Annotated in this window: 11 protein-coding genes; 7 read left to right on the forward strand and 4 right to left on the reverse strand. The window is 44.4% G+C overall.

All coding sequences use genetic code 11. The features are described from left to right. Positions 1–79 precede the first annotated feature (79 nt). The 4 genes from QOZ98_RS07020 to QOZ98_RS07035 all read left to right on the forward strand — a co-directional run bounded on the left by QOZ98_RS07020 (position 80) and on the right by QOZ98_RS07035 (position 4,318). Positions 80–673 carry a hypothetical protein gene (locus QOZ98_RS07020; RefSeq protein ID WP_308786772.1) on the forward strand — a complete coding sequence of 198 codons (594 nt, stop codon included), beginning with the start codon at positions 80–82 and terminating at the stop codon, positions 671–673. Between the two features lie 40 nt (positions 674–713). Next, a complete protein-coding gene (locus tag QOZ98_RS07025; protein WP_308786773.1) occupies positions 714–1,076 on the forward strand; it encodes a hypothetical protein in 363 nt (120 codons plus the stop codon). Positions 1,077–1,363: 287 nt separating this feature from the next. Further along, a complete protein-coding gene (locus QOZ98_RS07030) occupies positions 1,364–3,304 on the forward strand; it encodes an LTA synthase family protein (RefSeq protein WP_308786774.1) in 1,941 nt (646 codons plus the stop codon). 201 nt (positions 3,305–3,505) lie between these two features. After that, entirely contained in the window at positions 3,506–4,318 is an 813-nt protein-coding gene (locus QOZ98_RS07035; protein ID WP_308786775.1) for an alpha/beta hydrolase, read from the forward strand. A 106-nt stretch (positions 4,319–4,424) separates the two neighbouring features. Here QOZ98_RS07035 and QOZ98_RS07040 read toward each other — a convergent pair whose 3' ends face one another. From QOZ98_RS07040 to QOZ98_RS07055, 4 genes are all read right to left on the reverse strand, one after another. Next, positions 4,425–4,988, reverse strand: coding sequence for a DUF4256 domain-containing protein (locus QOZ98_RS07040; protein WP_308786776.1), 564 nt, complete (start codon positions 4,986–4,988; stop codon positions 4,425–4,427). A 138-nt stretch (positions 4,989–5,126) separates the two neighbouring features. Next, positions 5,127–6,605, reverse strand: coding sequence for a UDP-glucose--hexose-1-phosphate uridylyltransferase (gene galT / locus QOZ98_RS07045; RefSeq protein ID WP_308786777.1), 1,479 nt, complete (start codon positions 6,603–6,605; stop codon positions 5,127–5,129). 2 nt (positions 6,606–6,607) lie between these two features. Continuing rightward, a complete protein-coding gene (gene galE, locus QOZ98_RS07050) occupies positions 6,608–7,603 on the reverse strand; it encodes a UDP-glucose 4-epimerase GalE (protein WP_308786778.1) in 996 nt (331 codons plus the stop codon). A gap of 2 nt (positions 7,604–7,605) precedes the next feature. Beyond that, complete coding sequence (locus tag QOZ98_RS07055; RefSeq protein WP_308786779.1) at positions 7,606–8,784, reverse strand: galactokinase; 1,179 nt, start codon at positions 8,782–8,784, stop codon at positions 7,606–7,608. Between the two features lie 301 nt (positions 8,785–9,085). On the opposite strand from QOZ98_RS07055, the gene QOZ98_RS07060 reads away from it, so the two are divergent. The 3 genes from QOZ98_RS07060 to QOZ98_RS07070 all read left to right on the forward strand — a co-directional run bounded on the left by QOZ98_RS07060 (position 9,086) and on the right by QOZ98_RS07070 (position 12,542). Then, a complete protein-coding gene (locus tag QOZ98_RS07060) occupies positions 9,086–10,006 on the forward strand; it encodes an ArsR/SmtB family transcription factor (protein WP_308786780.1) in 921 nt (306 codons plus the stop codon). A gap of 217 nt (positions 10,007–10,223) precedes the next feature. After that, positions 10,224–11,219: a family 43 glycosylhydrolase gene (locus tag QOZ98_RS07065; protein WP_308786781.1), complete on the forward strand. Its 996-nt coding sequence runs from the start codon at positions 10,224–10,226 to the stop codon at positions 11,217–11,219. A gap of 45 nt (positions 11,220–11,264) precedes the next feature. Next, entirely contained in the window at positions 11,265–12,542 is a 1,278-nt protein-coding gene (locus QOZ98_RS07070; RefSeq protein WP_308786782.1) for an ABC transporter substrate-binding protein, read from the forward strand. The last annotated feature ends 30 nt before the right edge of the window (positions 12,543–12,572 follow it).

Below are 12,572 nucleotides of genomic sequence, written 5' to 3' on the forward strand. Positions count from 1 at the left end.
TCCTTCCATGAAATCCTCTTGCTTTCGGGCAGGGGGGTTTTTTAACCTTTGAATAAAAAATGATTAATGGGGGTGGGTTATGAAAAAAACTATTCGGAGTCTTATACTGGTTTCTTTACTAGTCGTTATACTGTGGGCAGTCAATTATCTTCAAACAAATTATCATAAAACTCCGGAAGCGGCGTTTGAGGAATTGGTTCAGACATCAGATGCGACTGTTTTTCCTTTGGATGATAATCGCCTTGCTTTGCTCCTTAATCAAGATGGCACCATGTCAATTGCACATATGGATGTTGAACGTCTCTTCGATATTTACAAAGACTTTGAAGTTTTTCCTACGAAATTAACAGTGTTCGAAGACTCATTGGATAAAACCATTCCTTATACAACTGATCCGGAGTTTCTGGAGTATTCCTTCGGGCTTATTCAAAATGAAAAAGCAGCATATACGACGTGGAAAGAGGCACCTGCAGGCGAAGAAAGAAATGTTATACCGTTAGACAATTTTATTGAGGATCCGGATTTGAACGGCATCAGTTTATGGACTTTCCCCGGAGCAATGCTTCCGGTGGATTTGGAAAGGATGCTCGTGTTTTTGGATGGAGCAAAAAAACCTCTTTCAATAGAGGATAAAGAGTTTATCATGAAAAAAACTGAAGATGCTACACCTTAATAAATTAGATCTATCCTGTGTCAAAGGAGATTAGCCTAACATGGAAAACATACCGACGAGAGTAAAGTTAGAATCAATCGAATCCTTCCAATCAACTATCCGGAAATTGGAAAAAGCGCTGGCCCAAATGATCGAAAAAGGTGCAAGCACAAGCTTGATAGAAAAGCGGCTTCAAGCTCTTCGCATCGGCTTGGCTGTGTTGGAAAGGGTCTGGCATGAACAGCCCCATCCATACAGTCAGGAAGAACTGGCGAAAACCCGTGAGGTACTGGCGGGTTTATTGCCGTCCATTGAAAGCATGTGTGCTAAGTCGAAGTCAGGCAGTCCCCAACGAACGCTGCTGGAGAAACGGATCAGATCATTGGAGCTGGCGATTAAGGCAATTGCTGGCATTTTTACGTGATTCAAGGAACTTTGAACACACCCAATCGTCCTATACTATATGTTCCAAACATCGCCGCAACCCTGTCTGGGTGTGGCTTTTTCATTGGCAACTAACGCTGTTCTTTTTCTTGGCTCGACTTAGTGAATATTCTGAAAAAACCTTAAACTGTCATTTTCTGGGCCACTAGCGTAAAATAGAATTTGTCATTATTTTTACTTAAAGTTTACTTGAACTTAATAGTTTCGAGTTATATAAATTCAATGTCCCACAATCCTTGTGAAATACCCATTATAAGAAGGTGCAATATGAAAAATATTAAAACGATGGATAAAAAAACGCTGAACAAGTTCATTCCGTTCTTTGTGCTTGCAGTGTTCATGCTATGGATGAAAACCTATATTACCCAAAAAACACAATTCAGCTTGAGTGTAGATGGAACGATTCAAGAGTTTCTCTTATTTCTCAACCCGTTAGGCTCCGCACTCTTATTACTAAGCTTGTCGCTGTTCTTTAAAGGAACGCGAAAATACATTTCACTGTTGCTAATTTACATGGGCATGTCGTTCATGCTCTATGCAAATGTAGTTTACTACCGATTTTTCAGTGATTTCCTTACATGGCCGACTTTATTCCAAACGCAGAATTTCGGCGATTTAGGCGGCAGTGTAGCGACTTTGATCCAGCCGACCGATTTGCTGTTCTTTGTGGATGTCGTGATTCTGGCTGGTTTGGTTGTCATGACAAAAGCTAAAAAAGAGTCAGGGAGTTTCAAAACCAAGGCTGTCCTGCCGGTTATTACAATCGCGCTGGCCATCTCGTTCTTCAACCTGGCTTTGGCAGAAGCGGATCGTCCGGAGCTGTTGACCCGCGGATTTGACCGGAATTACATCGTCAAGTATTTGGGCATGTATAATTACGCGCTCTATGACACCGCTGAAACCGTGAAATCTTCTTCCCAGCGCGTACTCGCTGACAGCGATGAAGTGACGGAAGTATTGAACTACACAAAATCGAATAACGCGAGCGCCAATGAGGAGTACTTCGGTGCAGCCGAAGGCATGAATGTCGTTTACCTCCACTTGGAATCGTTCCAGACCTTTTTGATGGATTACGAATTGAACGGGGAAGAAGTGACACCGTTCTTGAATTCGATGATGGAAGAACAAAACACGATGTATTTCGATAACTTCTTCCACCAAACGGCTCAAGGCAAAACGGCGGATGCGGAGTTCATGTTGGATAATTCTTTGTACGGCTTGCCGAAAGGTTCCGCATTTATTACAAAAGGCCAGAACACGTACCAGGCTGCGCCTGCGATTCTGAAAGATAAAGGCTATACGTCAGCCGTATTCCATGGCAATAACGGAACATTTTGGAACCGGTCTGAAATCTATAAATCTTTTGGCTACGATCATTTCTTTGATATTGAGTCCTACACGGACCTGACAGAACAAGATATGGCAGAGTACGGGGTTATGGACAAACCATTTTTCGAGCAGTCGGCGCCTCTTTTAGAGTCGCTGCCAGAACCTTTCTATACGAAAATGATCACAGTATCGCATCATTTCCCTTATAACATCGATCAGAGTTTAGCGACCATCGATAAAGGGACAACAGGCGACACCAGTGTCGACAATTACTTCCAGACGGCTCGTTACGCTGACGAAGCAATTGAGCAGTTCTTTGTGCAGCTGGAGGAATCTGGTTTAGCTGATAACACGATGATTGTCATGTATGGCGACCATTACGGTATTTCTGACAACCACAACCAGGCGATGGAACAAGTGCTTTCGAAAGAAATCACACCGGTTGAAAATGCCAAACTTCAGCGAGTGCCCCTGTTCATCCATGTGCCGGGCATGGAAGGCGGCATCAACTCCACGTACGGCGGCCAGATAGACTTGCTGCCGACTGTGATGCATTTGCTTGGCGTCGAAACGAAGAACTACATTCAGTTTGGTACAGATCTATTGTCCGAAGATCATGAGGAACTGGTCACTTTCAGAAACGGTGACTATGTCAGCCCTGAAATTTACTCAATCAGCGAAAATTTCTATAATCCGGAAACCGGGTTGCCGATTGAGGAAAGCCAGCTGGAGCAAGCGGAGAAATTCCAGGAGAATGGAAGCTATGAAATGGAGCTTTCCGACCAACTGGTTAATGGAGATTTGCTGAGGTTCTATACGCCGAACGGATTTACACCAATCGATCCGGCGGATTACAGCTATCAGGGAATTTTGGATTGAGAAGAATGATTGATGAATTATAAAGCTCACCCAGAGGCGGTTTTACTGTCACTCGGGTGAGCTTTTTTTAGGTTAAGTATTGAAATCAAAGTTCTTTGGAATAGTATCTTCAAAAAACCTCTTTTTAGAAGGAAGGTAGTTTCTCAGCGGATGAAGAATACTACTCAATAGGAAAGAGATTAATGGAATGGAGGATGTTGGATGAGCGAAGAAAAAATGATTCAATCATTTGATGGAACAGGACTGTTTACCCGTAAAGATCAGGCTGAAAAGCAAAAAGCGGCAGTGGTGATTGCCCATGGTTTAGCGGAGCATTTAGGGCGGTATGATGCATTAGCCGAAACCTTGCTGCAGCATGGATTCACGGTGTATCGCTATGAACAGCGCGGGCATGCACGTTCAGAAGGAAAGCGGACCTTTTTCAAAGATTTCAACGAAATGCCGGACGATTTAAAAACCATTATGGATTGGGCAAAGGAAGAAAATCCAGCACAGCCGGTCTTTTTGATCGGGCACAGCATGGGTGGTTTCACAGCGGCCGCGTATGCAACGAAATATCCTGGAAGTGCAGTAGGCGTCATCCTTTCCGGTGCATTGACCCGCTACAACAAGGAAATCTTCGGACCGCTGCCGATGGATATTCCTGCAGACACATACTTGGACAATGAGCTCGGAGAAGGAGTATGCAGCGATCCGGAAGTTGTCAAAGCCTACGGGGAAGATCCGCTTGTCGAAAAGAAAATTTCAGTGGGCTTGATCAATACGTTTGCCCCGGGCGTTGCCTGGCTGAAAGAACATGCCGCCAATTTTACCGAACCTGTGCTGGTGCTGCATGGCAATGAGGATGGGCTTGTCGCGGAAAAGGACTCGCGGGACTTTTATGGCGAAATCGGTTCACAGGACAAAAGCTTGAAGATATATCCTTTCCTGATGCATGAGATACTCAATGAACCATCCAAATATAAAATCTATGATGAGATGATTGAATGGATGGAAGAGCGGCTGCAGGATTGAAATGCAAATGAGGAACATGAGTTGTTCATGTATAGGATAGAAAAGGCATTGCCGGTTCCTGTGAAGGGTCGGGCAATGCCTTTTCTTTTTGCAGTTCTTGTTAACCCTAAACTCTCAATAAGCCCCGGAACCCTCTGGCTGCGTAATACGAATCTGCACCATTGTGGTACAGAAAGACATGTCCGTAGCGGGAATCACAGAAAAGCGCGCCGCCCCGCTCCCGGATGTCTGCAGGGGTTTGCACCCAACTGGATGTTTTAATATCAAACGTGCCATGCTGCTGCATCGCCCGGTATTGTTCTTCTGTTAACAGCTCGATGCCCATGTTTTTGGCCATCGCCATCGCACTGTTTTCAGGTTTGTTTTTCTTTCGAGAGTCCAGTGCCTGCTGATCAAAGCAAACGCTCCTACGGCCACTCGGGCTTTCCGCTGAACAATCGAAAAAGACATATTCGCTCGTTGCTTCATCGAACTCCAAAACGTCCGGCTCTCCGCCAGTCCGTTCCATTTCGTGGAGAGACCATAGTTTCTCTGGTTGCGCTTCAAGCTTTGCCTGAATCTTATCCCAATGCATCCATTCATGGCGATCGATGTGCTTCTCGAACCGTTCTTTCAGGGCAGTAAGCAATTTTTCACGCTGTTCAGATGTTAACTCGTTTTTTTCGCTCATTTTGCTTCCTCCTTTTTAGATGAATGATAATCTTGATAGTTTAAGTATAGTCAAAAAATGGAGTGAATACGATCTATTATCAGCAAAAACAGGATGAACCTCATCTAGAGGGCTCATCCTGTTTTTAAAGCTGGCCATTCATTTATTAAGTGTGGTAATAAATCGCTGAAATGCCTCTGTTTCTTTTAATACGCCTGCGTCTTCAAGAACGCGTACAAATTTTTTCCCCAGCTCATCCTGCAGGATTGCTTCTGCATCTTCCGGAAGAGAAAGCTTACCATATTGTGCTTTTAGCTGTTCAGCCCATTCCAGATGGAAAGGAGCCACGTTGCTGGCATTGCCGAGCAAGAACTCCTGGATTTCAGCAAGTTCTTCTTTTAAGCGCGGCGGCAAAACGGCCAGCCCCATCACTTCGATCAAGCCGATATTTTCTTTTTTGATGTGGTGGACATCTTGGTGAGGGTGGAAAATTCCGGATGGGTATTCGGCCGTTGTCCGGTTGTTTCGCAACACCAGGTCGATTTCGAACAACCCGTTGCGCTTTCTTGCGATCGGCGTCACGGTGTTGTGCGGTGTCTCGCCAGTGAAGGCCAGAACATCTGCTGATTCGTCAGAGTAATTTCTCCACGTCTGCAAAACTTCATCTGCCGCATCTACCAGACTGTCGATCTTTTTCCCTTTCAAGCGGATCACCGACATCGGCCATTTTACAACGGATGCCGTGATGTCCGGATAGGAATCCAAGCCAAACACAAAGGCATCTTCTGCTTTGGTCATGGCAAATTCATAGCGCCCGGCCTGGTAATGGTCATGGCTTAAAATGGAGCCGCCAACAATCGGCAAGTCGGCATTCGACCCGACAAAATAATGGGGGAACAGTTCGGTAAAAGCAAGCAGCCGTTCAAAGCCGCTGCGGTCAATTTTCATGTCGCGGTGTTCTTCAGACAGCAAAATGCTGTGCTCGTTGTAATAGACATACGGCGAATACTGCAAATACCAGTTTTCTCCCGTAAGCGGAATTCTGACAACCCGGTGGTTTGCCCGTGCCGGATAGCCAATCCGTCCGGTGTAGCCTTCGTTTTCCTTGCACAACAGGCATTTCGGGTAACTGAGCGTTTGCTTCATTTCGCGTTCTCTTCTGATTTGCTCCGGATCTTTTTCCGGTTTTGACAGGTTGATCGTAATGTCCATCTGGCCGTAAGCGGTATCCGTTTTATAGGAAATGTTTTTTTGGATCCGGTTCATTTGGATGTAATTGCTGTTTTTGCTTAATTCATAAAAGTAATCGGTTGCGTCGATTGGTGACTCTGCGTATTTTTCATTAAACGCAGCGTTGATGACAGAAGGGCGGGCGACAAAGCAATTCATAATATTGGCCGACAGTATTTCCTTGTCATCAAAGATATCCATGATCACGCCTTGTTCGATAGCGTAGGCAATCAAGTTTTCCAGCAAGTTCGGAATAGTGTCATCGGCCGGTTCGACCGCGTTTTCAGGAAACGATTCCAAGCCGAGCAGGTTCATCACCTGGTTGCGGACATAATCGGTGTCTGCCGCTTCGATCAAGCGGGATTCGAGAGCTTTGTCAAGAAGTCCTTCCAGATTTTCATAGACCATATTTACACGTCCTTTTCATAGCCGTTGGGGTTCGAAGAATGCCACTTCCATGCATCTTCGATAATTTTGGTGATAGAAGTAAAGGCTGGGTTCCAGCCCAATACTTGTTTGGCTTTATCCGAACTGGCAATCAAAACACTTGGATCGCCTGCTCTGCGGGGGCCGATTTTAACTGGGATTTCTTTTCCGGTAACAGACCGAGCAGTGGAAATCATTTCATTCACGGAAAATCCTTGGCTGCTTCCGAGATTGAAGACATTACTCTCGCCGTCGTTTCTCAAGTATTCTAATGCTAACAAGTGGGCGCGGATCAAATCTTCGACATGAACATAATCGCGGATGCACGTTCCATCGGCCGTGTCGTAATCATCGCCGAACACCGTGATTTCCTCTCGTTGGCCAAGTGCTGTCTGCAGGATAAGGGGGACGAGATGGGATTCAGGGCGGTGGTCTTCGCCAATTTCTGCCGTTTCTCTCGCCCCAGCTACATTAAAGTAGCGCAATGAAACAAATTTCAAGCCGTGGGCCAATCCTGTCCACTTCATCATTTTTTCCATGGTCAGCTTTGTTTCGCCATACGTATTGCCTGGATTGGTTGGCATGGTTTCTGTAATCGGCACAGCCTCCGGTTCGCCATAAGTTGCAGCGGTAGAAGAAAAGACGATCTTCTTCACATCATGATCGATCATGGCCTTTAATAATACTTGAGTGCCGTAAACATTGTTGTCAAAATACTTCAGAGGATTTTCCATTGATTCGCCGACCAGTGAATTGGCCGCAAAATGAAGCACCTCATCAATCGATTCCTTTTCGAATACCGAGTCTAAAAAGTCTGCATTCCGAATATCGCCTTTATAAAAAACAGCTTTCGGGTGTATGGCTTTCTCATGCCCGGTTTCCAAATTATCCACAACGACAACATTTTGCCCCTGATCGATTAACTGAAAAACTGCGTGTGATCCAATATAGCCAGCTCCGCCTAATACTAAAACACTCATGGTCAAAACTCCTCTACAAGTTCTTTGGCGCCATCCGAAATTTTGGCCTCGTAAAAAGAAGGAGAAAAACCAAATCTTTCGGTATAACTCGTTGTTAAGTTTTCTTTAAAGCTTTCAATTTGCGACTGGTGAACAATCGCAATGGCGCAGCCGCCAAATCCTGCACCGGTCATCCGGGCACCGATGACGCCTGGATGGTTCCAAGCTGTTTCTGCGATGGCATCAAGTTCGTCACCGGTAACTTCGTAATCATCACGAAGAGAGACATGTGATTGGTTCATCAATTCGCCAAACGTTTCAATATTGCCTTGTTGGAGCTCTTTGAGTGCCAGCAAGGTCCGTTCGTTTTCATAGACAGCATGCTTTGCACGTTTTCGGTTTGTGCTATCTGCAATCAGGTGTTTGTACTGTTCAAACTGTTTCCCTGTCAATTCGCCAAGACTGCTGACGTCAAGTTCCGTCCGGAGATCAGACAGCGCTCTTTCACATTGCGCACGGCGCTCATTGTATTTTGAACCAGCCAAGGTACGCTGTTTGTTGGAGTTGATGATAACAATTTCATGATCGTTCAGTTCGACTGGTGCGTAGCTGTATTCCAGCGTTTGGCAATCCAATAAAATAGCAGAATCTTTTTTTCCTTTTCCAATCGCGAACTGGTCCATGATGCCGCTGTTGACGCCGATATACTGATTTTCGACATTCTGGCCAAGCTGAATCATGCGCAAGCGATCGATTTCTAGGTTGAACAGGCCCTCTAGCACAACGCCTGTTACCATTTCGATAGAAGCGGAAGAGGACAGCCCGGCACCGTTCGGTATATTTCCGTAGAACAGAATATCCATTCCGTGAGAGACAGAAAATCCGTTTTTTATAAAATGGTAGATCATGCCCTTCGGAAAGTTTGCCCAGTCATGGTCCGGGTTAAAAGACAAGTCGGCAAGATCGCACTCAATGATCTCTTTTTCCGGGAAGTTCAACGAATAGAACCGTAGTTTTTGGTCCGTGCGCTGTCGGGCAACGGCATAAGTGCCAAAAGAAATGGCTGCCGGAAACACGTGCCCGCCATTGTAATCGGTATGTTCACCAATCAAGTTAATGCGCCCAGGCGCAAAAAAGAAGCGTGGATTTTGGTCTGTCTGGAATATGTTGCTGAAAGTTTGGGACAACTCACTCCGGTTCATCTAATTCCTCCAATACTTTATAAATTAATTTAATTAACTTTAGTATAGTAGATGTTGTGAAACTATTCAATCCTGAATTTAGGGATTACTAATGAATTCTATATAGAACGCCTAACCCTTTTTTAAAAGCTGTAATCGCTAAATCCGCAGAAAGGATCGAGGCAAGCTCCATCTGCCAAACAACTTTTCGGCTGGAATATTAACGGATGTCAGATTTTATTCACTTCTCTGTGCTTGACTTCATCAATAGAGTGTTATAATTTTATTACAATAAAACTTAGAGTAAAAGTAGGATATGCCCATGAGAACCTTAGAGCTAAATTTCGAAGAATCCATTGAAGTATGTAAAGCCTTGGCCAATAAACACAGGATGGCGATACTGCGTCTTTTAAGTGAGCGGCCGCATAACGTCAACGAACTGTCGGAGCGGCTCGGCCTGCCTTTTTCTACAACTGCTGTAAATGTGAAAAAGCTTGAAGACGTCGACCTTATTACCACGGAGCTGTTGCCAGGCAGAGGCACGCAAAAAATCAACACAAAAAAATACGATCAAATTATCATCGATATTGCACCGCAAGAAACCAAAGAAATTGAAGAAACGATTATTTACGATATGCCCATCGGCCACTTTTCTGACAGCAGCGTTGAACCAAGCTGTGGTTTAGTGGGTGAGTCTGATTATATCAATGGACATGACGATCCACGTGCTTTCTATGAAGTAGGCAGGGACGAAGCACAACTAATTTTCTTCAAAACAGGTTATTTGGAGTATCGGTTTCCAAACCGTCTTCCTCGTGGTGAAAAAGCAGATCAAATCAAGTTTAGTGCAGAAGTTTGTTCAGAGGCTCCGTTATTCAAATTGGATTGGCCTTCCGATATAACTGTTTGGATTAACGGGCATGAAATTGCCACTTGGACGTCGCCAAGCGACTTTGGAGGGGAGCGAGGGTTTCTTACGCCAAAATGGTGGATGACGAACCATACGCAATATGGATTGTTGAAAAACTGGCGAGTGAACAAAGACGGCTGCTATTTGGATGACAAACTCGTCAACAGTAACTGTACAATAGACTCGTTAAAAATCGCCGATAATCCTTACATATCGTTTAAAATTGGTGTCAAAGAAGATGCAGTCAATGTAGGTGGAATAAACTTATTCGGCCACAAATTCGGAAATTACCGGCAAGGAATTGTTATGCGCTTGCTGACAGAACATAAATAAATGAACTTATAAAAACAAGATCCACAGAAAGCCACTGTGGATCTTGTTTTTTTCTGTTTACAAAAGAGAAAGCAAAAAAAATCTATTTTTTATTACAGATATACTTGTAATGAAACAAACTTATGTATTACAATGGCTTCATGTAAGTGCTTTCATAAATTGAGGTGAAGGAGTTGATTCCACAATTTATAAGTTTTCGATTTTTGGAGTCTTTTTATTGGCAATCATTTTGGCAGGCTGTTCTCAGGAAGCTGAGCAGCCTGCAGAAACAGAATCCTTTGCCAACCCTGTGTATGAACCCGTGTTGGCGGATCCTTCGATTATACAAGCGGAGGATGGCAGTTACTACGCGTATGGGACAGAAGATGCGTGGGGCGATGATTCTGAAACAAAGTTAGTTCCAATTTCCCGATCCACAAACTTAATTGATTGGGAGTTTGTTGGCGAAGCATTTGAAGAAAAGCCTGACTGGAAAACAGCAGGAGATCTCTGGGCGCCGGATATTCAATTTTACAATGATCAATATATGCTCTTTTACTCTTTGTCCTTATGGGGAGATTCAAATCCTGGCATCGGCGTAGCAGTTGCCGCTAGTCCAGCAGGTCCTTTTGAAGACAAAGGAAAGCTGTTCACAAGCGAGGAAATTGGTGTAGACAACTCGATTGATCCGTTTTTCTACGTTGAAGATGAAGTGCCTTATCTTGCTTGGGGAAGTTTTCATGGCATTTATGGAATTGAACTGTCACAAGATGGATTGACGACAGTTGGCGAAAAGTTTCAGCTGGCTGGGGAAGATTATGAAGCGCCCTATATTATCGAACGGGATGGATTTTATTACTTTTTCGGTTCCAAAGGTTCCTGCTGTGATGGACAAGACAGCACTTATCATGTAGCAGTTGGACGGTCAGAGAATTTTAAAGGCCCATATGTTGACCGCGAAGGAAAGACATTGCTCGACAATGGCGGGACGACAATCTTATCTTCCGATGAAGAAAGCAAGTTTGCCGGTCCTGGACATAATTCGGTTATCAAAGACGAGGCAGGAGAAGATTGGCTTGTCTATCATGCCATTGAAAAAGCCGATCCTGTGTTATGGACGGGCGCTTCAAGAAGGCCGTTAATGATTGATCCGATTATTTGGGAAGACGGCTGGCCGGCAATCGAAGGCGGACAGCCAAGTGAAGAAGAAATACCAGTTCCAGTGATGGACTAAACATACTCAATAACTGCGCTTTAACTAAGAAAAGGGAGTGGGAAAATGAAGAAGATGAACAAACGATGGAGTGCTTTGGCAGTAACATGTTCTGCAGTTTTATTGACAGCGTGCAGCGGCAATAGTGGGGTAGTTGAAGAAGGCGGAGGAGATTCAGGAGGCTCTGGAGACAGCTCTGAAATCACACTTTGGGCACCGTTTTCAGGCCCCGATGGCCCGTTTATGAAAGAAATTGTCGATGAATACAACGAATCACAGGACGAGTATACGGTTAACTTCCAAATAGTTCCGCAAACAGAGTATTACAGAACGGTAGATTTGGCTGTTAATGGAGAGTCGAATATGCCGGATGTAATGGTTATGCACGGCGATCAAATGTTTACGTACGCTGAAAAAGGTATTATAAGAGATCTTGGCGATTTAATGGGTGAAGAGATTTCGGTTGATGAATATCATCCGAATGCCATTGAAGGCGCTTCAGTTGATGAAGCGTTGTATGGTGTGCCTTTGGATATACATCCGCTTCTATTCTATTGGAACAAAGATATGTTTGAAGCAGCTGGATTAGATCCAGAACAGCCGCCGACGAATCGTGAAGAATTTATCGAGTATGCACAGGCATTAACAAATGAAGATGAAAACCAGTTTGGATATGTTGTCCCAACTTTGTGGCCACAAGAATTTATTTTCCCAACAATCGTTTTCCAAAACGGCGGTGAATTGTATGCCGATGGAGAAGTTCAGTTTACTTCTGATGCAGTTGTGGAAGCCTTGGAATTTGAACGATCTTTAATTGACGAATATGCGGTTTCTCCTAGCGATGTTCAGCAGGATGGAGAAGTAACCATGTTCTTGCAAGGAAGAAGCGGCATGCATATGAACGGTCCGTGGATGATGAAGCAATGGGAAGACTCAGGCCTTAATTACGGGGTAGCCCCAGTACCGCAATTAGGTACAGAACAAGAAGGCGTCTATGCGAACTCGCATAACTTTGTAGTTCCGGAAAGTGTAGACGAGGCGAAGTTGGATGGAATTACTAACTTCTTAGGCTATGTAGGAGACAATGCGTTGGCTTGGGCAGAGTCCGGTCAGGCACCAGCTTCAAAAGCTGTGTATGAAAGCGATGAGTTCCAGGAAGTAAATGCACAATCTCCAGAAGTAGCGAAACAGTTTGACTATGTTAAGTTTGGTCCGGATGTGGAAAACTGGGGGCAGGCAACAAGTCCTTTGATGGAAGCAGTCAATGAAGTGCTCTTAGGACAAAAAGATGCAGCAGAGGCATTGGAAGAAGCACAGCAAAAAGCTGCGAATGCTTTAGAATAACAAATTAAAAAGTAAGCAGGTGGAGTCTGC

The organism is Planomicrobium stackebrandtii, assembly GCF_030814955.1.
GTDB lineage: Bacteria > Bacillota > Bacilli > Bacillales_A > Planococcaceae > Planococcus > Planococcus stackebrandtii.